The sequence below is a fragment of the Vibrio sp. 1-Bac 57 genome, from assembly GCF_037546855.1.
In the GTDB taxonomy this organism is placed as follows: Bacteria; Pseudomonadota; Gammaproteobacteria; order Enterobacterales; family Psychromonadaceae; genus Psychromonas.
This window is the reverse complement of record NZ_JALAAC010000009.1, coordinates 120180-141499: the sequence shown is the minus strand read 5'-3', so window position 1 is coordinate 141499 and position 21320 is coordinate 120180. Positions and strand designations below refer to the sequence as shown.

The window sequence follows — 21320 nt, the reverse complement described above, 5'->3', positions numbered from 1 at the left end:
AGGAGTTAGTAATGGAATTGGTATTGAAAGATGCACAAAGTGCTCTTGAAGTTTCTGACACTACCTTTGGACGTGAATACAACGAAGCCCTTGTACATCAGGTAGTCGTTGCATATGCAGCTGGTGCTCGTCAAGGTACTCGCGCTCAGAAAACCCGTAGTGAAGTTCGCGGTGGTGGTAAGAAGCCATGGCGTCAAAAGGGTACTGGCCGCGCACGTGCAGGTACAATCCGCAGCCCAATTTGGGTTGGTGGTGGTGTAACTTTTGCAGCTCGTCCACAGGACCATAGCCAAAAAGTTAACAAAAAAATGTATCGTGGTGCAGTGAGAAGTATTCTTTCTGAGTTAGTTCGTCAGGATCGTCTAATCGTTGTCGAGAAATTTACTGTTGAGGCTCCTAAAACTAAAGAGCTTGCAGCTAAATTAAAAGACCTGGATCTTAAAGATGTATTAATCATCACTGAAGAATTAGATGAAAATCTATTCTTAGCAGCGCGCAACTTGTACAAAGTTGACGTTCGTGATGTGCAAGGCATTGACCCAGTTAGCCTAATCGCGTTTGATAAAGTTTTAGTAACTGCTGATGCAGTGAAAAAGATTGAGGAGAGCCTAGCATGATCAGTGAAGCACGTTTACTGCAAGTTATTCTAGCCCCGCATGTCTCTGAAAAGGGAACTTTATCTGCTGAAAACCATAACACTATGGTATTCAAAGTTGCAGGTACTGCGACTAAAGCAGAAGTCAAAGCGGCAGTTCAGAAGTTATTTGATGTTGAAGTTACTGGTGTTCGCACACTAAACGTGAAGGGTAAAACCAAGCGTTCAGGTCAACGTATGGGTCGCCGTAGCGACTGGAAAAAAGCATATGTTACTCTGGCTGAAGGTGCAGATATCAGTTTCGATGGCGCTGAGTAGAGGAATTATTTTATGGCTATTGTAAAATGTAAGCCTACGTCTCCAGGTCGTCGCCACTTAGTTAAAGTGGTAAATAACGATCTGCATAAAGGCAAGCCATACGCGCCACTTTTAGAGTCAAAATCTAAATCTGGTGGTCGTAATAATGGCGGTCGTATTACGGTTCGACATATCGGTGGTGGTCATAAACAACACTATCGTTTAGTTGATTTTAAACGTAATAAAGATGGTATCCCGGCAAAAGTAGAGCGTTTGGAATATGATCCAAACCGTAGTGCGAACATTGCACTAGTACTTTATGCTGATGGTGAACGTCGCTACATCCTAGCTCCTAAAGGCTTGGTTGCAGGTGATGTGATCCAATCTGGTGAAGATGCATCAATCAAAGCAGGTAACTGTTTACCGATGCGTAATATCCCAGTAGGTACAACAGTACATGCTGTTGAAATGAAACCTGCTAAAGGTGCACAAATTGCACGTTCAGCTGGTTCATACAGCCAAATTATAGCTCGTGATGGTGCTTACGTTACTCTACGTTTACGTAGTGGTGAAATGCGTAAAATCCCTGCTGAGTGTCGTGCAACAATCGGTGAAGTTGGTAATGCAGAACATATGCTACGTCAACTAGGTAAAGCTGGTGCTACGCGTTGGCGTGGTGTTCGCCCTACCGTACGTGGTGTTGTAATGAACCCAGTAGATCACCCACATGGTGGTGGTGAAGGTAAAACAAGTGGCGGTCGTCATCCTGTTTCTCCTTGGGGTGTTCCAACTAAGGGTTACAAAACTCGTAAGAACAAGAAAACTGATCAGTATATTGTTCGTCGTCGTAATAAGAAATAAGCAGAGGTATCGCCATGCCACGTTCTCTCAAGAAGGGTCCTTTCATTGACCTACACTTGCTGAAGAAGGTAGAGAAAGCGGTTGACAGCAACGAGAAAAAGCCTATTAAGACTTGGTCTCGTCGCTCTATGATCATTCCAGATATGATTGGTCTAACTATCGCTGTCCATAACGGGCGTCAACACGTGCCAGTATTCGTAACTGATGAAATGATCGGTCACAAACTGGGTGAATTTGCACCAACTCGTACTTACCGTGGCCATGTCGCGGATAAGAAAGCGAAGAAATAGAGGTAATTATGGAAGCTTTAGCTAAACATTTATATGCTCGTTCTTCGGCTCAGAAAGCGCGTTTGGTGGCAGATCAAGTACGTGGTCTTCCAGTTGAAAAAGCACTAGAACTTTTATCATACAGCCCTAAGAAAGCCGCTGTTTTGATTAAGAAAGTTGTAGATTCTGCAATTGCAAACGCCGAGCATAATGAAGGCGCTGATGTTGATGAACTAGTTATCACAAAAATTTGTGTTGACGAAGGTCCAACAATGAAGCGTATCATGCCGCGTGCGAAAGGCCGTGCCGATCGCATCATGAAGCGTTCTTGCCATATCACAGTAGTGGTATCAGACAGGGGTTAAACAATGGGACAGAAAGTTCATCCTAACGGTATTCGCCTAGGTATCACTAAAGCATTTAGCTCTACTTGGTATGCAGGCAAAAAAGATTTTGCAGATAACTTATACAGTGATTTTCAAATCCGTAAATTCTTAACAGAGAAATTGAAAAATGCTTCTTTGTCTAAAATTACTATTGAACGTCCAGCGAAAAGCGTACGTGTGACTATTCACACAGCTCGTCCTGGTGTTGTAATTGGTAAAAAAGGCGAAGATGTTGAATTGCTACGCACAGCTATTGCTAAAATGGCGGGCGTTCCAGCTCAAATCAATATCTCAGAAGTTCGTAAACCTGAACTTGACGCAAAACTAGTAGCAGATTCAATCTCTTCTCAGTTAGAGCGTCGTGTTATGTTCCGTCGTGCTATGAAGCGTGCGGTACAAAATGCTATGCGTCTAGGCGCTAAAGGTATCAAAGTTCAAGTTAGTGGTCGTCTTGGTGGTGCAGAAATCGCTCGTGACGAATGGTATCGTGAAGGTCGTGTACCTCTACATACTCTTCGTGCCGATATTGATTACTCAACATCAGAAGCATTGACTGTTTACGGTATCATTGGTGTTAAGGTTTGGATCTTTAAAGGCGAAATTCTTGGTGGTTTACCACTTCAACAAGAAGAAGCGCCAGCTAAACCAAAACGCAAAGGTCGCGGTAAGTAGGAGAAATACGCTATGATGCAACCAAAACGTATGAAGTTCCGTAAAATGATGAAAGGCCGCAACCGTGGTCTTTCTAAAGGTGCGGAAGTCAGCTTTGGCGAATTTGGACTAAAAGCAACTGGTCGTGGTCGAATTACTGCTCGTCAAATCGAAGCAGCACGTCGTGCAATGACTCGTCATGTTAAACGTCAAGGTAAAATCTGGATCCGTGTGTTCCCTGATAAGCCGATTACCAGCAAACCGTTAGAAGTGCGCCAAGGTAAAGGTAAAGGTAACGTGGAATATTGGGTTGCTCAAACTCAGCCAGGTAAAGTTCTTTATGAAATGGAAGGTGTTCCAGAAGCATTAGCTCGTGAAGCGTTTGCTCTTGCAGCAGCTAAATTGCCAGTGGCAACAACTTTCGTAACTCGTAAGGTGATGTAATGAAAGCTAACGAACTTAAAGAAAAAAGCGTTGAAGAGCTTAATGCTGAACTTCTAAACTTATTACGTGAGCAATTTAACTTACGTATGCAGTTAAACACAGGTCAGTTAGAAAAGCCGCACTCAATTAAACAAGTGCGTCGTGACATTGCCCGTGTTAAGACAGTATTAAATCAGAAGGCAGGTGCGTAATGAGCGAAAAAAACACTCGTACTCTTCAAGGTAAAGTAATCAGTGCGAAGATGGATAAGTCTATCGTTGTAGCTGTTGAACGTAAAGTGAAGCACCCGTTATACGGTAAATTCATGAAGCGTACTACAAAGCTACATGCACATGATGAAACAAACCAATGTAATGAAGGTGATATTGTACTAGTAAGTGAATGTCGTCCTTTATCTAAGACTAAGTCTTGGACATTGGCACAAATCGTAACCAAAGCATAACCTACTGTTTTCAGTAAGTTAAATTTGATTACATAAGCGAAACGGTGCTCATTTTTTGAGTGCCGTTTTTTTAGACTATCTTTCTAATAAAGTTGGTGGTATGATGCCGCTCCCTGAAAATATGGGAACACGACTCATTAGAGAGTATCAATAGTAAATAGCGGAGCACTATAATGATCCAAATGCAAAGTGTGCTAGATGTCGCCGACAATAGTGGCGCTCGACGCGTAATGTGTATTAAGGTCCTTGGTGGCTCGCATCGCCGTTATGCAGCAATCGGTGACATCATCAAAGTTTCTGTGAAGGAAGCAATTCCTCGTGGAAAAATTAAAAAAGGTGATGTTCATTCAGCTGTGGTAGTGCGTACCAGAAAAGGTGTACGTCGTCCCGATGGTTCTGTTATTCGTTTTGATCGCAACGCTGCGGTTATCTTGAATGCAAACAACCAGCCAGTCGGTACACGTATCTTTGGCCCTGTAACCCGTGAGCTTCGAAATGAAAATTTCATGAAGATAGTTTCACTGGCGCCAGAAGTACTGTAAGGAACCGAAAATGGCAGCAAAAATAAAACGTGACGATGAAGTAATTGTTATTGCCGGTAAAGATAAAGGTAAAACTGGGAAAGTTTCTCAAGTTTTAGCTAACGGTAAAGTAATTATTGAAGGTGTAAATGTTCAAAAGAAACACCAAAAGCCAAACCCACAAGCGGGTGTAACTGGCGGTATCATTGAACAAAATGCACCGATCGAAGTATCAAATGTTGCGATCTACAACTCGGCAACGAGTAAAGCAGATCGTGTTGGTTTTAGATTAGAAGACGGACAAAAAGTACGTTTCTTCAAATCTAATAATGAACTTGTGAAGTAACTGGAGTTTACGATGGCGAAACTGCATGATTTCTATAAAGACAACGTGGTGTCTGATTTGCAAAAGCAATTCGACTACACGTCTGTCATGCAAGTCCCTCGAATAGAGAAAATCACCCTTAACATGGGTGTTGGTGAAGCACTGGCTGATAAAAAAGTCCTAGAGCACGCTGCGTCAGATATGGCAGCAATCTCAGGTCAAAAGCCAATGATCACTAAAGCACGCCGCTCTGTGGCAGGCTTCAAAATTCGTGAAGGCTACCCGATTGGTTGTAAAGTAACACTACGTGGTGCACGTATGTGGGATTTCTTTGAGCGTTTGGTAACAATCGCTATCCCACGTGTACGTGATTTCCGTGGCCTGAATGCTAAGTCATTCGATGGTCGTGGTAACTACTCTATGGGTGTTCGTGAGCAAATCATTTTCCCTGAAATCGATTACGATAAAGTTGATAAGGTACGTGGTTTAGATATCACAATTACTACTTCAGCTAAGTCTGACGAAGAAGCACGCGCACTTTTGTCTGCGTTCAACTTCCCATTCCGTAAGTAAGGAGTTAGAAAATGGCTAAACAATCAATGAAAGCGCGTGAAGTAAAACGTGAGAAGTTAGTTGCTAAGTTCGCTGAAAAGCGTGCAGCATTAAAAGCAACTATTAGCAATGTAAATACATCTGACGAAGATCGTTGGAATGCAGTGTTAGAGCTTCAATCGCTACCTCGTGATTCAAGTTCAGTACGTCAACGTAATCGTTGTAACGTTACTGGTCGTCCACATGGTTATCTTCGTAAATTTGGCATGAGCCGTATTAAGGTTCGTGAGCATATGATGCGCGGAGAAATCCCTGGCCTGAAAAAAGCCAGCTGGTAATCAATTAATCACGGAGTAAATAGTTATGAGCATGCAAGATCCTATTTCGGATATGCTAACGCGTATTCGTAACGGTCAAGCAGCAAGCAAAGTATCTGTTAAGATGCCTTCTTCTAAGCAAAAAGTTGCAATTGCAGCTGTGCTTAAAGCAGAAGGTTATGTTGCAGATTACGCTGTTGCTGGTGACACAAAGCCTGAATTAGAAGTTACTTTAAAGTACTTCGAAGGCAAAAAAGTAATCGATACTATCAAACGAGTAAGCCGTCCAGGTCTTCGTATCTATAAAGGTGCAAATGATCTTCCTAAGGTTATGGCTGGTTTAGGTATTGCGATCGTTTCAACTTCTCAAGGTGTTATGACTGACCGAGCTGCGCGTAATGCAAGCATCGGCGGTGAGATCATCTGTTACGTATCTTAAGGAGTAATCTATGTCTCGTATAGCTAAGGCACCGATTACTGTTTCTGCTGGCGTAGAAGTAAAAGTAAATGGTCAAGAGATCACTGTTAAAAGTGGTAATAGCGAATTAGTTCGTACTCTTAATGATGCTGTTATTGTTAATTTTGAAGATGGCGTGTTAACTTTCGTACCTGTTGAAGGTGCTAAAGACGCATGGGCACAAGCAGGTACTGCACGTGCTAACGTTAACAATATGGTTGTTGGTGTAACTGAAGGCTTTAAGAAGACTCTTCTTCTTCAAGGTGTTGGTTACCGTGCACAAGTTAAAGGTCAAGAAATCAACCTAACTTTAGGTTTTTCTCATCCTGTTGTATATGCATTACCTGAAGGTGTTTCTGCTACGGCTCCAAGCCAAACAGAAATCATCCTCTCTGGTTCTGACAAGCAACAAGTTGGCCAAATAGCTGCAGAGATTCGTGCATTCCGTCCACCAGAACCTTATAAAGGTAAAGGTGTTCGTTACGCTGATGAAAACGTGCGTCGTAAAGAAGCGAAGAAAAAGTAAGGTAAGACACTATGGATAAGAAAGCATCTCGTCTTCGTCGTGCTACCCGCACACGTAAGAAATTGCAAGATCTTGGTGCAACTCGTCTTGTGATCAACCGTACACCTCGCCATACTTACGCGCAGGTAATTACAGCAGACGCACAAGTCGTAGCAAGCGCTTCTACATTAGAAAAAGAAGTAATTGCACTAGTTAAGAACGGTGGTAATAAAGAAGCAGCTCAACTAATTGGAAAATTAGTTGCAGAACGCGCGGTAGAGAAAGGAATTTCTAAAATTTCTTTTGACCGTAGCGGTTTCCAATACCACGGTCGTGTTGCAGCACTAGCTGACGCAGCTCGTGAAGCTGGTCTACAGTTCTAAGGGTAAAGATTATGTCAAAAGTAGAATCTCAAACCGGTGATCTGAACGAAAAGCTAATCGCAGTAAACCGTGTTTCAAAAGTAGTTAAAGGTGGTCGCATCTTTAGCTTTACAGCACTAACAGTTGTTGGTGATGGTAATGGTCGTGTTGGTTTCGGCTATGGTAAGGCTCGTGAAGTTCCAGCAGCTATTCAAAAAGCTATGGAAAAAGCACGTCGCAATATCAGCGAAATCCAATTAAAAGGTAACACTCTGCAGCATCCTGTTAAGGGCCGTCATTCTGGTTCTAAGGTATATATGCAACCAGCATCTGAAGGTACTGGTATCATCGCAGGTGGTGCAATGCGTGCCGTGTTAGAAGTTGTTGGTGTACAGAACGTACTATCAAAAGCTTACGGCTCAACTAACCCAATTAACGTTGTCCGCGCTACGATGGATGCACTAGAGAGCATGAACTCTCCTGAGCAAATCGCAGCTAAGCGTGGCTTAAACGTTAGTGATATTCTGGGGTAATTCAGCATGGCTACTAAAACGATTAAAGTAACTCAAACCAAAAGTGCAATTGGCCGTTTACCAAAGCACCGTGCAACATTAACAGGTCTAGGCCTGCGTCGCATCGGTCACACAGTAGAGTTGCAAGATACTCCTGCTGTACGTGGTATGGTTAATAAAGTTTACTATATGGTTAAGGTTGAGGGGTAATAATGAAACTTAATACTCTATCTCCAGCAGCTGGCTCTAAGCCTGCTGCTAAACGTGTAGGCCGTGGTATCGGTTCTGGACTAGGTAAGACAGGTGGCCGCGGTCACAAAGGTCAAAAATCTCGTTCAGGCGGTACTGTACGTCCTGGTTTTGAAGGCGGTCAAATGCCATTAAAACAACGTTTACCAAAATTTGGTTTCACATCTCGTAAATCTCTAGTTAGCGGTGAAGTTCGTTTGAACGAAATTGCTAAAGTAGAAGGCGATATTGTGACGCTAGAAACGTTGAAACAGGCAGGTCTACTAACAAACACTACTAAGTTTGCTAAAGTAGTTCTATCTGGTGAAATCTCTCGCTCAGTAACAGTACAAGGCCTTCGTGTAACGAAAGGTGCTCGTGCTGCAATTGAAGCGGCAGGCGGAAAAATCGAGGAATAATAGGTAATGGCTAAGAAACCAGGATTAGATTCAAAAGTGGCACAAGGAAGCAATTTAAGCGAACTTAAAACTCGTTTACTATTTGTTTTAGGCGCTATATTAGTGTTCCGTGCGGGCTCTTTTGTTCCAATTCCTGGTATTGACGCCGCTGTCCTAGCTGATCTTTTCCAACAGCAAAAGGGTACCATCATTGAAATGTTTAATATGTTCTCTGGTGGTGCGCTTGAGCGTGCTTCTATCTTTGCATTGGGTATTATGCCGTATATTTCTGCGTCTATTATTATCCAACTGCTTACGGTAGTTCATCCTCCTTTAGCTGAGCTAAAGAAAGAGGGTGAGTCTGGTCGTCGTAAGATTAACCAGTATACACGTTACGGTACTTTGGTATTAGGTACGTTCCAAGCAATTGGTATTGCAACCGGTTTGCCAACGATGATGCCCGGACTTGTTGAAAATGCAGGTCTGAGCTTTTACATCACGGCAGTTGTTAGTTTAGTGACTGGAACTATGTTCCTTATGTGGCTAGGTGAGCAAATAACTGAGCGCGGTATTGGTAATGGTATTTCTATCATTATCTTTGTAGGTATTATTGCTGGATTGCCATCGGCAATCGGGCAAACTGCTGAGCAAGCACGACAAGGTGAAATTCATCTTCTAGTGTTATTGGCATTAATTGTTATCGTTTTTGCAACTACTGCGTTTGTAGTATTTGTTGAACGTGGTCAGCGACGTATCGTTGTTAACTACGCAAAACGCCAACAAGGCCGTAAGGTTTTTGCTGCTCAAAGTACTCACTTGCCATTAAAATTAAACATGGCTGGTGTAATTCCTGCAATTTTTGCCTCGAGTGTTATCTTATTTCCTGGTACTATTGCCCAGTGGTTTGGTCAGACTGAAGGTTTAAGCTGGTTATCGGATGTTTCTTTGGCGTTACAGCCAGGACAACCGTTGCATATGATGTTGTATGCTGCTGCTATTATCTTCTTTTGCTTCTTTTATACTGCACTTACGTTTAACCCACGTGAGACTGCAGATAATTTGAAGAAAAGCGGTGCCTTTATCCCAGGAATCCGTCCAGGAGAACAAACATCACGTTACATTGATAAAGTGATGACGCGTCTAACATTAGCTGGTGCGTTATATATTACCTTTATCTGTTTGATTCCCGAGTTTATGATGGTAGCAATGAATACGCAGTTCTACTTCGGTGGTACTTCGTTATTAATTATTGTTGTTGTTATCATGGACTTTATGGCACAGGTGCAGACTCATTTGATGTCTAATCAATATGATTCTGTCTTGAAAAAAGCTAACTTGAAAGATTACGGTAAATAACCAAATCTGAAAGTTATAATCACGGAGTGTTGCAATGAAAGTTCGTGCATCCGTTAAAAAAATCTGTCGTAACTGCAAAGTTATCAAACGCCACGGTGTGGTGCGAGTTATCTGCGTAGAGCCAAAGCATAAACAACGCCAAGGCTAATCTACAGAGATTTTGGATATATCAGCAGCTTAGGTGAATTTTTCATCTAAGCTGTGTTTTGTTTGCTAATTTATCATTTGTCGAGTATCCTACCGGGCTTTTCACAAATGAATCGTTAACTTTAAGGAGTGCATAGTGGCCCGTATCGCTGGCATTAACGTTCCTGATCATAAGCATGCAGTTATCGCATTAACTGCTATTTTCGGCATTGGAAAGACCCGTTCACAGATTATCTGTGCAGAGTCAGGCATTGCAGAATCTACTAAGCTTAAAGATCTGGATGAAACACAAATCGAAGCTCTTCGTACAGAAGTAGCTAAATTCGCCGTTGAAGGTGATTTACGTCGTGAAGTATCTATGAGCATCAAGCGTCTAATGGACCTTGGTTGTTACCGTGGACTTCGTCATCGTCGCAGCTTGCCTGTACGTGGTCAGCGTTCTAAAACGAATGCTCGTACCCGTAAAGGTCCGCGTAAAGCAATTAAGAAATAGGGTAAGAGATCATGGCTAAAACACCAACTCGTGCTCGCAAGCGCGTAAAAAAGCAAGTTGCTGATGGTATGGCTCATATCCATGCTTCTTTCAACAACACAATCGTAACTATTACAGACCGTCAAGGTAATGCTCTTTCTTGGGCTACTGCAGGTGGTTCTGGTTTCCGTGGTTCTCGTAAATCTACTCCGTTCGCTGCACAGGTTGCTGCTGAACGTGCTGCTGAAGCAGCAAAAGAGTATGGTCTTAAAAACGTAGAAGTTTTTGTAAATGGACCAGGACCTGGTCGTGAATCTTCGATTCGCGCACTAAACGCGGCGGGTTTCCGTGTAACTAATATTACTGACGTTACACCGATCCCACATAATGGTTGTCGTCCACCAAAGAAACGTCGCGTTTAATCGCAACTTTCTAAGGTAATTGGAGAAAGAACAATGGCAAGATATTTAGGTCCTAAGCTTAAGCTTAGCCGTCGTGAAGGAACTGATTTATTCTTAAAATCAGGTGTCCGCGCGATCGATTCTAAGTGTAAAATCGAAAACGCACCAGGTGTACACGGTGCGCGTAAACCACGTCTATCAGACTACGGTTTACAATTACGTGAAAAGCAAAAAGTACGTCGTATGTACGGTGTATTAGAAAAGCAATTCCGTAACTACTATAAAGAAGCTGCTCGTTTACAGGGCAACACTGGCGAAAACTTACTTCAACTTCTTGAAGGTCGTTTAGACAATGTTGTATACCGTATGGGCTTTGGCGCAACACGTGCTGAATCACGTCAACTAGTTAGCCATAAAGCTATTCTAGTGAACGGTAAAGTTGTAAATATCCCTTCATTTAACGTTAAACCTAGCGATGTTATCGCAATTCGTGAAAAAGCTAAAAAGCAATCACGTATTGGCGCTGCATTAGAAATCGCTGGTCAACGTGAAGCCCTTGCTTGGGTTGAAGTTGATACAACGAAGATGGAAGGCGAGTTCAAACGTCAACCTGAACGTTCAGATTTATCTGCTGAGATTAACGAACAGTTAATCATCGAACTTTACTCTAAGTAAAGTTAACTGTTAAGAGAGGGCACAAATGCAGGGTTCTGTAATTGATTTTCTAAAACCAAGATTAGTTGATATCGAACAAATTTCAACAACTAGAGCTAAGGTGGTTCTTGAGCCACTAGAACGTGGTTTTGGCCACACTTTGGGTAATGCTCTTCGTCGTATTTTGTTATCATCTATGCCGGGAACGGCGGTAACAGAAGTCGAAATTGATGGTGTACAACATGAGTACAGCACCAAAGAAGGCGTGCAAGAAGATATCCTTGAGATTCTTCTTAACCTTAAAGGTCTAGCTGTTAAACTTGAAGGTAAAAATGAAGTTTTAGTTAGTTTAACTAAATCTGGCGCTGGTCCTGTTACTGCAGGCGACATCATTCATGATGGTGATGTAGAGATAGTCAACCCAGAACATGTGATCTGTAATTTAACGGGCAATGCTGAAATCAGCATGCGTATTAAAATTGAATCAGGTCGCGGTTATGTTCCAGCTTCATCACGTATTCATAGCGAAGAAGATGAGCGTCCAATTGGTCGTCTATTAGTAGATGCGACTTTCAGTCCTGTTGAGCGTATTGCTTACAGTGTTGAATCAGCTCGTGTTGAACAACGTACCGATCTAGACAAACTTGTTATCGATATGGAAACTGATGGTACTTTAGAGCCTGAAGAAGCAATCCGTCGCGCAGCTACAATTTTAGCTGAGCAATTAGACGCATTTGTTGATTTACGCACTACTTACGAAGTACCAGTAGTTGATGCAAAACCTGAGTTTGATCCAATTCTTTTACGCCCAGTAGATGATTTAGAACTAACTGTTCGTTCTGCTAATTGTTTGAAAGCAGAGTCGATTCACTATATCGGTGATCTAGTACAACGTACTGAAGTTGAGCTACTTAAAACACCTAACTTAGGTAAGAAGTCTCTAACTGAAATCAAAGATGTACTTGCTTCTCGTGGACTGTCACTAGGTATGCGCCTAGAAAACTGGCCACCAGCAAGTTTAATTGAAGATTAGTCTAAAACCGATTTACGAATAATAAGGATTAGGTTATGCGCCATCGTCAAAGTGGACGTCAACTTAACCGAAACAGCAGCCACCGTCAGGCTATGTTTCGTAATATGGCAATCTCTATTGCTACGCACGAAGTTATTAAAACTACTGTGCCTAAAGCAAAAGAATTGCGTCGTGTAATTGAGCCATTAATTACACTAGCTAAAACGGATAGTGTTGCTAACCGTCGTCTAGCTTTTGCTCGTCTTCGTGATGATGCAGTAGTGGCAAAATTATTTAATGAACTAGGTCCTCGCTACGCGACTCGTCCTGGTGGTTACACTAGTATCATTAAATGTGGTTTCCGTACTGGCGATAAAGCTCCAATGGCTTACATCCAGTTTGTAGACCGTCCAGTTGTAGCGGACGAAGAAGCGTAAGTTTCTTTATAGTTGCATGAAAAAAGCCGAACGTAAGTTCGGCTTTTTTGTATCTTAATTTTGACTAAAATGCATTACTGGCAATGCCAAGAACGAATCTAGTTGAGCTCAATTGTCGCTAACTCCATCTGATCTGTAGATTACATTGTTGCTAATATATTCTTAGCATAACCAGAGTCTGCTAATACTCATCTAACTTAGCTTGTACTGCTTTGTTTATTAATACCGCTAACTGATCAAAACAAGCCTGACGTGCACTATTTTTGCGACTTAAGAGGGTAATGGTCCGTGTCGGTATTGGCGCTTCAAAAGGAATGTATTTTACACCTGATTGGTAACGGTTTAACGGTATAGCTAATTGTGGTAACAAAGTTAAACCATTTTCGGCGCTAATCATATGTCTTAGTGTTTCTAAGCTAGTTGCTTTAAAGCTATTATCTTCAATAGCACCTGCTGCAAAACAGAACCCCATTGCTTGGTCTCTCAAACAGTGCCCATCAGCAAGCATTAATACATGCTCTCCACTTAGCTCTTGTAAATTGATTAAACGATTGTTTGACCAGGCATGTTTATCTGATAATGCTAACTCTAATGGTTCATCATATAAATTTAATTGATTTAAATGCTCCATACCTGGTAACAATGCCAACATTAAACAATCTAGTTCACCTTCTTCTAATTGTTTGAGTAGTACTTCCGTTTGGTTCTCATGTAAATACAGCTCTAAGTCAGGAAAGGTTTCTTTCATAACGGGTATGATAAGTGGTAATAAATACGGCGCCACGGTTGGAATAAGTCCAATATGCAATGTGCCACGCATTGGTTCATTATGGCTTTTTGCGATTTCTTTAAGTGACTTAGCTTCTAAGAGTATAGTTTTCGCTTTTGCGACAATATCGTTGCCTGCAGGAGTAAAAATAACCTTACGTGAAGATCGCTCCATTAGTTGCACATTCAATTCTTCTTCTAGCTTTTTTATTTGACCACTCAACGTTGGTTGGCTAACAAAACATTTATCAGCAGCTTTACGAAAATGTTTTAATTCCTCTAAAGCAATTAAGTACTCAAGATCTCTAAAATTCATTATATAGCCTATAGGGTTTCGTTATTATCAGATGAGTAATACCAATATTGGTGTCACTCCCTAACAGATTCAATTCTTATTATGTCAGATCTACATTGAGATTATCATTATCTATGCTTGTTTTCATTCAGATACAAAAAATCATAAACCTTTAAGGAAAAGATTGAGATGCATAAAAGTGTCTATACATCGGGCACTCTTAATATCTAATTTCTTGTTGATAAGAACGCCTGTTGCTTTTAATAATACTGGCATAGATCCTGCTTTGATAGCTTTGTGCGACAAATTATTGGCAGGAGCTAACCATGAAAAGATTATTTCAACGTTTGACAGAACAGCAAGGTATTACCACGACTATGATGTGGATGTGTTTTAGTTGTGCCGTATTACTGGTTATGCCTAGTTCTTTATTTTCTCTGAATAATTCAGATCTTTTACCCAATACCTATGCCCCATATTTATGGATACTGGCATTGTTAACTGGTTCGTATTTATTGACGCGTGTCCTGACCTCTTCATTTAGTCGTTTAAGCGAATATTATGAAAGCCAGCATTTATTAGCACGCCGTAATAAAATGATCCGACAATTAGACTTTGAAGAGAAAGCATTACTGCGTGAATTTATTATTCAACGTAAAACTGTATTGGCATTACCATTGACTGAGCCTGCTGTGAGCAATTTATTGGCCTCTGGTGTGCTTGCACCTGCTTTTGAAACTCAAGAGATCAAAGGTAGTAGTCGAATTATTAAGCTTTCTATTGCGATTGACGCTCGTGAACAGCTGACTCATAAAGTGATTGGTTTACCTACCGGAAAATTAACTGAAGCTGAAGCTGAAGTATTAAAAGCCGCACGCCCACAATATGCTCGCAATAATTATATCTCCTTATAATTTTAATTATTGAACCCTGTGTCAGAAAACAGCCTGCTTTTTTGACACACCTTTAGCCTCCGTCAATAATTCTGTATAATACTCTTTTTTACCAATTCCCTGTGTGAGAGCGTATGACCCCCGAACGTTTTACCCGAATAACGACCATGTTAAACCGTCGCCAGCCTGATTTAACCGTTTTCATGGAGCAGGTTCACATGCAACATAACTTAGCTGCGATAGTGCGTACCGCCGATGCGATGGGGATTAACAATGTGCATGCAACTTGGGATATCGATAGTACTCGAATTTCTCGTAATGTTGCTTCTGGTAGCCAAAAATGGGTTAATGTTCATTCTCATGAAACAACACAAGATGCGATTGCAGTATTGCGTGAACAGGGGATGCAAATTATTGCGACTAACTTATCTGCAACCGCTATAGATTTTCGTGAAGTTGACTATACCAAACCGACAGCCATTATAATGGGCCAGGAGAAGTATGGTATTAGTGAAGAAGCTTTAGCCTTAGCGGATCAAGACGTGGTTATTCCAATGGTTGGTATGTGTCAATCTTTGAACGTTTCAGTGGCTTCTGCATTAATCATGTATGAAGCACAACGGCAACGTGAAATTGCGGGCTTATATGAACAAAGCTGCCGTTTACCAAAGGAAGAACAACATCGCATCTTATTTGAAGGTGGTCATCCTATCTATCGACAGCTATGTCGCGAGAAAAGTCTGCCTTATCCTCCACTTGATAAGCAAGGGCAGATTGACGCATCAGATGATTGGTGGAATGCTATCCGTGGTCGTAAATAATTAAAGGGAGTACTTAATGGACTTATACCAAAACCGTTTGTTAACGGAGGGCATTCGTATCATTGAAAAACCATCTCCATCTAATCGTTTTAATGCAGATTATAGTAGTTTAAACCTTACTGATGCTTTATCTAAGCGTACTAAGCTTGCAGAATTACGCTACCAAGTTAGTCCGGTACTGTTACATCTACAACAACTGCTTAAGTTTTCTATTGGTTTAATCTGTGTAGTTTTTTTGGTAGTGGGTGCAAGCAGCGTTTCACAGTTTTTAGTCAATGAGTCGGGCACTCAAATTAACTTTTTTTGGGCTATTGTACTATTTATCGCACCAAATATTCTGTCTTTAATTATTTGGTGTATTGTGTATTTTAAGCGCCATGCATTGAGTCTGCCGTGGTTAGCAAATTTGATTATATCGATGCTGACGTTGGTGGATAAATTGCAGCATAAAGTGACGACTAAACACATTCATTATATTGACCTATTTCAATATTATTTTGAACATAGGTTTGGTGCTTACATGGGGCGAGTGCAGTTATCATTGATTAGCCATTTATGGTGGAGTAGCTATTTACTTGGTGCAACCTTGTCATTATTTTTAGTATTAGCAACGCATCAAGTAGACTTTATTTGGCAAACGACTATTTTAAGTGAAGATACTTTCTTACAACTAACCCAATGGTTAACTTATTTACCTAACCTCTTAGCTATTAACGTGCCTACACCTAGTGATGTGAGCCATGCTAGTATCGGTATTGTTAACCCTTTACAAGTCGCGCAAGAGATCCGTATTAGCTGGTCTAACCTATTAATATTTACTCTAATAGTTTATGCCTTGTTACCTAGAATTATTTTGGTGTTAGTGTTTTATCAAGGTATTAAACAGAAGAAAAAAAACTTTCAATTAGATCTTTCTGATGCCTACTACATCCAACTAAAAAATATTTTACATCCCGTAGGAAAAGCCAGTTTTATTAGTGACGCCGACCAGCGTCAAGCTAATGTTGATAACCACCAAGACAAAGAGTCTAGCCAATATAATCAGTCACTAGTTATGCCGCAAAATGCTTATCCGATAGCTATTGAACTCAATCATCGCAATCTGCAGCAAGCCGATAAACATGTATTGAAACATTACTCGGTCGATTTAATTAATGTATTAGATAATGTAAGTCAGCAAGCCGCTCTATCTGCATTAAAGTCATCGGCAGCAGAGCATGTCATTTTATATGTTGATGTTAAGCGTGTGCCAGACCGTGGTTGGTTAAGTTTTGCTAAAAAATGTCAGTACAAAAGCAATGTGCAGCTGTATTTACTTTTATTAGGCGAGCAACCTATTAACAAAGCCAAAATATCCGCTCGTTTAGAGGATTGGATTGAGATCGCTGCTAAAGTGAATATTTCCTCGCAATACATCACGTACTTGAGTGGAGGTGTCACACCTAGCAATATATATCAGGAGGTGAAAAATGGATAAGGATCTATTGTCCGTGGCCGTTGTTGGTCACGCCAATACCGGTAAAACCTCTTTAATTCGTACTCTACTACGAGACGCTAGTTTTGGTGAAATTGCAGATAAAGCTGGTACAACTCGGCATGTTGAAGGGGCTGAAATCCGAGTTGATGATAACCATAACTTAGTTATTTACGATACCCCTGGCTTAGAAGATTCTATTCATCTACTCAGTGTCATTGATCAGCAATCAATTTCAGAGCACGATGATGGTATTGATCGGCTGTTATCTTTTATAAAAAATGAAAATAACTATCCTGAGTTAAGCCAAGAATTGAAGGTCCTTAAAGCATTATTAAGCAATGATATTATATTCTATGTTATTGATATTAGAGAACCTATTTTAGGTAAGTATCGAGATGAGTTAAAAATTCTTAGCTACGCAGCTAAACCTATTATTCCGGTGCTTAACTTTATTGAAGCTGGTAGCGATAATATGCGTAATTGGCAAACACAATTAGCGCGTTTGAATCTGCATGCTCATGTTAGCTTTGATAGCGTTGTGTTTAGATTTTCCGATGAGCTGAAAATTTATCAGAAGATGCAAACACTTTTAGCACATAGAGAGCAGCAACTTGAAGCATTGATTGAGCAAAGAAAAGTGCAATGGCAACAGCGAGAAAAAGCCGCGCAACAATTAATTGCTACGTTACTGGTAGAAGCTGCAGCGTGTCGTTTTAGAGCTGATAATAATGAGCAAAGCATTGCTAAAGCCAGTGAACAACTGCAGTCATCTATCCGTGATTTAGAAACAAGTACTTTAAATCAATTGCTCGCATTATATCAATTCAAACAACAGGATATCGACCAATATGATTTACCTATTCAGCAAGGGCAATGGGAGTTAGACCTTTTTTCCTCAGATAACCTACAAGAATTTGGTATCAAGGCAACCAGTAACTTTGTAAAAGGGGCTGGCATTGGTGTTGCTGTTGATTTGGTTGCTGCAGGTTTAACACTCGGTGCTGCTGCGGTTGCTGGCGGAGTAATGGGCGTATTATGGGGTGTTAAGCAGCGTTACTATGATGAGATACATGCTAAGGTCAAAGGGCATCGTTATCTGTGTGCTGATGATTTGACGTTACATATTTTATGGGCTCGACAATTGAGCTTACTTATTGCCTTGCAACAACGAGGGCATGCGAGTGTAACTAAACTCTCTCTAGCAAAGATAAACTCAGAAAAAATAGTTTTGCCTAAAGCGTGGAGTCAATGGCTTAAAAATGCTCGACAACATCCACAGTGGTTAGCCTCTAATAATAGCGAACAGCCACTATTAAAAGATAAAAAGCAACTATTAATAAAGCAAATTTCTGCGAGCCTAGGTGCCATTAGTAACAATACTAACATTAATACTAATTAAGACTAAAGAAAGTCAGAAATTGAAATACCAAGGCCTATTGTATTAGTGTATTCGTTATACTCCAGTAAGCTGTTGCCATAACCAGAAAAAACTTGTACATAGCCTTTTATTTTACCGTATATAGGGAAACTCCAAGAGGCTGTCACTGCTCCTTTACTGAAACCACTTTCAATATTATTACGGCTGGTTAATGAATAAACATGCTCATTATATTTATAAGCTGTAATGATTTGTCCATGCCCATAAAAATCTAATAAATCTGGGTTATCATCGTCGGAATCTTCAAATCGGTACCAAGGGTTAATGGAGACAACAAAGTTTCCTTTATCAAAGAGTAAGCTACCATCGAGACGATTCCAACTACGAGAGGTAGGCTCTGTGCGTCCATTAGATTGGTGTGTAAACCCAAATTGTGCCGCTTTAAAGCGCCAACCCAAACCTAATTCTTGATCCGTCTCCCACATTATAAAAGCTTCTGGCTCATAATTAGTCTCACGAAATGGCGATGAGTACTCTGTGTTGTAGGCTTGCCAATAAGAAAGCTGTGTATAAGCAACATAACCAGAGATAGGTAAGTTACCGATTTTTTGAAATAGTGGTACTTTAAGGCTAATTTGAAATTTTATTTCAGTACGTTGTGAACTGCTTTTTCCATCGCTACCTTGATATATTGCATAGTCTGCAATTTTCTCATTAAAATAAATCGGCATTATATAGTTTGGTTTATGCGGTATAATTGAAAAATTAAATTGTTCGCTTTTAGCTTCATCCTTGATACGTTGATCGATAGCGCTGGTTTCTGAAAAAGCCATCGAACTAAAAAAAACCAATACTAAATAGATGTAATGCATAACAAATAACCTTAACAATATAATAATAAACGCTAGTTTACGCATAAACGACTTTTGGTATAGCAATAAGTATGAATTATTGGAAGCTTGTGCATAAAACATAACATAACATCAATAAGTGGCTGGGATAAAAAATGAATTTAAACAAAATACCCCTATCTGCGTTAAAGGGCGTGGGCGCGAAAGTTGCTGAGAGGTTAAGCAAATTAGGCTTAAATTCAGTGGAAGATATGCTTTTCCATTTACCATTGCATTATCAAGATCGCACACGAATCTATCCCATTAATGAGATCCAAGATGGTATGCAGGTCAGTGTGCAAGGTGAGGTCGTTAGCTGCCAAGTACAATTTGGTAAACGGCGTATCTTAAAGTGTAAAATTAGCGATGGTGATGGGATTGCTACATTAAACTTTTTCCACTTCAATGCTGCACAAAAAAATAGTTTTAGAGAAGGCCAGTGGATTAAGTGTTTTGGAGAGTTTAAACGCGGATTTCAAGGTTTAGAAGTGACTCATCCTGATTATTCTTTAGTTGGTGAAAACCAAGTAATAACAGTAGAAGAGGCATTAACACCTATTTACCCCACAACGGAAGGCTTGAAACAAAATAGTTTACGTCAATTAACTGATCAAGCCTTACAGCACTTACAACAGAATCAAGTACAAGAACTAATTCCCACTGCATTATTATCGCATCCTATTAGCTTATTTGATGCATTGATGATAGTTCATCGGCCTCCGCCAACTGCGAGTATTGAACAGTTAGAAAGCCGTACTCATCCAGCTCAACAGCGATTAATTATAGAAGAGTTGTTAGCGCAACAAATCAGTATGTTAGTGTTGCGCGAACAATCACAGCAACATCGCTCTCTTGAGCTTAAAGGTAATGGCGAACTGAGTAAAAAATTATTAAATAACCTACCTTTTTCGCCTACTGGAGCACAGCAAAGAGTTAACCATGAAATACAACAAGATTTAATTCAAAACCTGCCAATGATGCGTTTAGTGCAGGGAGATGTAGGTTCAGGTAAAACCTTAGTCGCTGCATTAGCTGCATTAACAGCCATTGAAGCTGGCTATCAAGTTGCGCTAATGGCACCTACTGAACTACTCGCTGAACAACATTTATTAAATTTTAAGGGGTGGTTTGAACCTCTCGGTATTCGAGTTGGTATGTTGTCCGGAAAAATGAAAGTGAAGGAAAAGCGAGACCAGACGGAAAATATTACCTTGGGATTATCAAAAATGGTGGTGGGGACGCATGCACTATTTTCTGAAAATGTTGCTTTTAATAACTTAGCCTTAGTGATTGTTGATGAGCAACATCGTTTTGGTGTACATCAACGTTTATCATTACGAGAAAAAGGTGTGAATAATGGATTAGTCCCGCATCAGCTGACGATGACAGCAACGCCGATCCCGCGAACGCTTGCGATGACGGCTTATGCAGATTTAAGTGTTTCAGTTATTGATGAACTTCCACCGGGAAGAACTGCGATTAAAACCGTAGCATTGGCAGATTCTCGCCGTGACCAAGTGATCCAGCGAGTTTATCAAGCTTGTAAAACGGAAGGGCGTCAAGCCTATTGGGTTTGTACACTAATTGAGGAGTCAGAAGTTTTAGAGTGTCAGGCCGCTGAAGATACTGCTAATGATTTACAGTTTGCATTAACTGATTTACGTATTGGTTTGGTGCATGGGCGAATGAAAGCACTTGAAAAACAATATGTCATGGATGCTTTTAAAGCGGGAGAGTTAGATCTACTCGTTGCAACCACTGTGATTGAAGTGGGCGTAGATGTGCCTAATGCTAGCTTAATGATTATCGAAAATCCTGAGCGTTTAGGATTAGCACAGCTGCATCAGTTACGTGGTCGTGTTGGCCGTGGCGAAGTAGCAAGCCACTGTGTTTTATTATATAAATACCCTTTATCAAAAACTGCTTTAAAACGCTTAAATGTATTGCGAGAAAGTAATGATGGTTTTTATATTGCAGAGCAAGATTTGGCTATTCGCGGACCAGGCGAAGTGTTAGGTACAAAACAAACTGGGATCGCTGATATGAAAATTGCTGATTTATTAAGAGATCAAGGGCTTATACCGCAGGTACAGCAATTGGCTTCCTTGTTAATGCGCTCCCATCCAGAATATATTAGGCCACTAATCGAACGTTGGTTGGGTGATAGAGCTGATTATGCACAAGTTTAAAGCGGTAA

General features: G+C 40.6%; 33 protein-coding genes. 31 read left to right on the top strand and 2 right to left on the bottom strand.

The window, feature by feature from the left end; translation table 11 throughout:
• Positions 1 to 11: 11 nt before the first annotated feature.
• The 26 genes from rplD (at position 12) to rplQ (ending at position 12601) form a co-directional block, all read left to right on the top strand.
• Complete coding sequence (gene rplD, locus MT391_RS08435; RefSeq protein ID WP_028869307.1) at positions 12 to 617, top strand: 50S ribosomal protein L4; 606 nt, start codon at positions 12 to 14, stop codon at positions 615 to 617.
• Positions 614 to 913, top strand: coding sequence for a 50S ribosomal protein L23 (gene rplW, locus MT391_RS08430; protein WP_028869306.1), 300 nt, complete (start codon positions 614 to 616; stop codon positions 911 to 913). The genes rplD and rplW overlap by 4 nt, the downstream gene beginning before the upstream one ends.
• Before the next feature lie 12 nt (positions 914 to 925).
• Positions 926 to 1753: a 50S ribosomal protein L2 gene (rplB, locus tag MT391_RS08425; RefSeq protein ID WP_499497546.1), complete on the top strand. Its 828-nt coding sequence runs from the start codon at positions 926 to 928 to the stop codon at positions 1751 to 1753.
• A gap of 14 nt (positions 1754 to 1767) precedes the next feature.
• On the top strand, positions 1768 to 2043 hold the full coding sequence (gene rpsS, locus MT391_RS08420) for a 30S ribosomal protein S19 (protein WP_025563080.1): 276 nt from the start codon (positions 1768 to 1770) through the stop codon (positions 2041 to 2043).
• 8 nt (positions 2044 to 2051) lie between these two features.
• Complete coding sequence (gene rplV / locus MT391_RS08415) at positions 2052 to 2387, top strand: 50S ribosomal protein L22 (RefSeq protein WP_025563079.1); 336 nt, start codon at positions 2052 to 2054, stop codon at positions 2385 to 2387.
• A 3-nt stretch (positions 2388 to 2390) separates the two neighbouring features.
• Positions 2391 to 3080 carry a 30S ribosomal protein S3 gene (rpsC, locus tag MT391_RS08410; RefSeq protein WP_025563078.1) on the top strand — a complete coding sequence of 230 codons (690 nt, stop codon included), beginning with the start codon at positions 2391 to 2393 and terminating at the stop codon, positions 3078 to 3080.
• A 12-nt stretch (positions 3081 to 3092) separates the two neighbouring features.
• Positions 3093 to 3503 (top strand): 50S ribosomal protein L16, encoded by a 411-nt coding sequence (gene rplP, locus MT391_RS08405; protein WP_025563077.1) that lies wholly within the window; start codon positions 3093 to 3095, stop codon positions 3501 to 3503.
• On the top strand, positions 3503 to 3694 hold the full coding sequence (rpmC, locus tag MT391_RS08400; RefSeq protein ID WP_028869303.1) for a 50S ribosomal protein L29: 192 nt from the start codon (positions 3503 to 3505) through the stop codon (positions 3692 to 3694). Before rplP ends, rpmC begins: the two co-directional genes overlap by 1 nt.
• Positions 3694 to 3945, top strand: coding sequence for a 30S ribosomal protein S17 (rpsQ, locus tag MT391_RS08395; RefSeq protein ID WP_028869302.1), 252 nt, complete (start codon positions 3694 to 3696; stop codon positions 3943 to 3945). Before rpmC ends, rpsQ begins: the two co-directional genes overlap by 1 nt.
• Positions 3946 to 4118: 173 nt before the next feature.
• Positions 4119 to 4487 (top strand): 50S ribosomal protein L14, encoded by a 369-nt coding sequence (gene rplN / locus MT391_RS08390; RefSeq protein ID WP_025563074.1) that lies wholly within the window; start codon positions 4119 to 4121, stop codon positions 4485 to 4487.
• 10 nt (positions 4488 to 4497) lie between these two features.
• Positions 4498 to 4812, top strand: coding sequence for a 50S ribosomal protein L24 (gene rplX / locus MT391_RS08385; protein ID WP_299667050.1), 315 nt, complete (start codon positions 4498 to 4500; stop codon positions 4810 to 4812).
• 12 nt (positions 4813 to 4824) lie between these two features.
• The gene (gene rplE / locus MT391_RS08380; RefSeq protein WP_025563072.1) at positions 4825 to 5364 is read left to right on the top strand and encodes a 50S ribosomal protein L5; all 540 of its coding nucleotides are present in this window, start codon (positions 4825 to 4827) and stop codon (positions 5362 to 5364) included.
• Positions 5365 to 5375: 11 nt separating this feature from the next.
• Entirely contained in the window at positions 5376 to 5681 is a 306-nt protein-coding gene (rpsN, locus tag MT391_RS08375; protein ID WP_134289639.1) for a 30S ribosomal protein S14, read from the top strand.
• A gap of 25 nt (positions 5682 to 5706) precedes the next feature.
• Positions 5707 to 6099 carry a 30S ribosomal protein S8 gene (gene rpsH, locus MT391_RS08370; protein WP_499497543.1) on the top strand — a complete coding sequence of 131 codons (393 nt, stop codon included), beginning with the start codon at positions 5707 to 5709 and terminating at the stop codon, positions 6097 to 6099.
• A gap of 10 nt (positions 6100 to 6109) precedes the next feature.
• Positions 6110 to 6643 carry a 50S ribosomal protein L6 gene (gene rplF / locus MT391_RS08365; protein WP_499497541.1) on the top strand — a complete coding sequence of 178 codons (534 nt, stop codon included), beginning with the start codon at positions 6110 to 6112 and terminating at the stop codon, positions 6641 to 6643.
• 11 nt (positions 6644 to 6654) lie between these two features.
• Entirely contained in the window at positions 6655 to 7005 is a 351-nt protein-coding gene (gene rplR / locus MT391_RS08360) for a 50S ribosomal protein L18 (RefSeq protein WP_025563068.1), read from the top strand.
• Between the two features lie 11 nt (positions 7006 to 7016).
• On the top strand, positions 7017 to 7517 hold the full coding sequence (gene rpsE, locus MT391_RS08355; protein ID WP_025563067.1) for a 30S ribosomal protein S5: 501 nt from the start codon (positions 7017 to 7019) through the stop codon (positions 7515 to 7517).
• A gap of 6 nt (positions 7518 to 7523) precedes the next feature.
• Positions 7524 to 7706 carry a 50S ribosomal protein L30 gene (gene rpmD / locus MT391_RS08350; protein ID WP_025563066.1) on the top strand — a complete coding sequence of 61 codons (183 nt, stop codon included), beginning with the start codon at positions 7524 to 7526 and terminating at the stop codon, positions 7704 to 7706.
• 2 nt (positions 7707 to 7708) lie between these two features.
• The gene (gene rplO / locus MT391_RS08345) at positions 7709 to 8143 is read left to right on the top strand and encodes a 50S ribosomal protein L15 (protein WP_028869297.1); all 435 of its coding nucleotides are present in this window, start codon (positions 7709 to 7711) and stop codon (positions 8141 to 8143) included.
• A gap of 6 nt (positions 8144 to 8149) precedes the next feature.
• Positions 8150 to 9478, top strand: coding sequence for a preprotein translocase subunit SecY (gene secY, locus MT391_RS08340; protein WP_499497539.1), 1329 nt, complete (start codon positions 8150 to 8152; stop codon positions 9476 to 9478).
• Positions 9479 to 9512: 34 nt separating this feature from the next.
• The gene (rpmJ, locus tag MT391_RS08335; protein WP_011770886.1) at positions 9513 to 9626 is read left to right on the top strand and encodes a 50S ribosomal protein L36; all 114 of its coding nucleotides are present in this window, start codon (positions 9513 to 9515) and stop codon (positions 9624 to 9626) included.
• A gap of 135 nt (positions 9627 to 9761) precedes the next feature.
• Entirely contained in the window at positions 9762 to 10118 is a 357-nt protein-coding gene (rpsM, locus tag MT391_RS08330) for a 30S ribosomal protein S13 (protein ID WP_028868863.1), read from the top strand.
• 11 nt (positions 10119 to 10129) lie between these two features.
• Positions 10130 to 10519, top strand: a complete 390-nt coding sequence (gene rpsK / locus MT391_RS08325) for a 30S ribosomal protein S11 (RefSeq protein WP_019613697.1) — start codon at positions 10130 to 10132, stop codon at positions 10517 to 10519.
• Between the two features lie 33 nt (positions 10520 to 10552).
• A complete protein-coding gene (gene rpsD, locus MT391_RS08320; RefSeq protein WP_028869289.1) occupies positions 10553 to 11173 on the top strand; it encodes a 30S ribosomal protein S4 in 621 nt (206 codons plus the stop codon).
• Between the two features lie 25 nt (positions 11174 to 11198).
• The gene (locus MT391_RS08315; RefSeq protein ID WP_025565960.1) at positions 11199 to 12185 is read left to right on the top strand and encodes a DNA-directed RNA polymerase subunit alpha; all 987 of its coding nucleotides are present in this window, start codon (positions 11199 to 11201) and stop codon (positions 12183 to 12185) included.
• A gap of 35 nt (positions 12186 to 12220) precedes the next feature.
• Complete coding sequence (gene rplQ / locus MT391_RS08310; RefSeq protein WP_028869287.1) at positions 12221 to 12601, top strand: 50S ribosomal protein L17; 381 nt, start codon at positions 12221 to 12223, stop codon at positions 12599 to 12601.
• A 181-nt stretch (positions 12602 to 12782) separates the two neighbouring features.
• Here rplQ and oxyR read toward each other — a convergent pair whose 3' ends face one another.
• On the bottom strand, positions 12783 to 13685 hold the full coding sequence (gene oxyR, locus MT391_RS08305; protein WP_499497538.1) for a DNA-binding transcriptional regulator OxyR: 903 nt from the start codon (positions 13683 to 13685) through the stop codon (positions 12783 to 12785).
• A 305-nt stretch (positions 13686 to 13990) separates the two neighbouring features.
• Between oxyR and MT391_RS08300 the strand changes: the two genes are divergently transcribed.
• From MT391_RS08300 to MT391_RS08285, 4 genes are all read left to right on the top strand, one after another.
• On the top strand, positions 13991 to 14578 hold the full coding sequence (locus MT391_RS08300; protein WP_499497536.1) for a superinfection exclusion B family protein: 588 nt from the start codon (positions 13991 to 13993) through the stop codon (positions 14576 to 14578).
• Between the two features lie 113 nt (positions 14579 to 14691).
• Positions 14692 to 15378 (top strand): tRNA (guanosine(18)-2'-O)-methyltransferase TrmH, encoded by a 687-nt coding sequence (trmH, locus tag MT391_RS08295; protein ID WP_499497535.1) that lies wholly within the window; start codon positions 14692 to 14694, stop codon positions 15376 to 15378.
• 16 nt (positions 15379 to 15394) lie between these two features.
• Complete coding sequence (locus MT391_RS08290; RefSeq protein WP_499497533.1) at positions 15395 to 16855, top strand: DUF2868 domain-containing protein; 1461 nt, start codon at positions 15395 to 15397, stop codon at positions 16853 to 16855.
• Entirely contained in the window at positions 16848 to 18254 is a 1407-nt protein-coding gene (locus MT391_RS08285) for a GTPase/DUF3482 domain-containing protein (RefSeq protein ID WP_499497531.1), read from the top strand. Before MT391_RS08290 ends, MT391_RS08285 begins: the two co-directional genes overlap by 8 nt.
• Positions 18255 to 18256: 2 nt before the next feature.
• On the opposite strand, the gene MT391_RS08280 is transcribed toward MT391_RS08285, so the two are convergent.
• Positions 18257 to 19105 carry a phospholipase A gene (locus MT391_RS08280; RefSeq protein ID WP_499497529.1) on the bottom strand — a complete coding sequence of 283 codons (849 nt, stop codon included), beginning with the start codon at positions 19103 to 19105 and terminating at the stop codon, positions 18257 to 18259.
• A gap of 134 nt (positions 19106 to 19239) precedes the next feature.
• Between MT391_RS08280 and recG the strand changes: the two genes are divergently transcribed.
• Positions 19240 to 21312, top strand: coding sequence for an ATP-dependent DNA helicase RecG (gene recG / locus MT391_RS08275; protein ID WP_499497527.1), 2073 nt, complete (start codon positions 19240 to 19242; stop codon positions 21310 to 21312).
• Positions 21313 to 21320 lie beyond the last annotated feature (8 nt).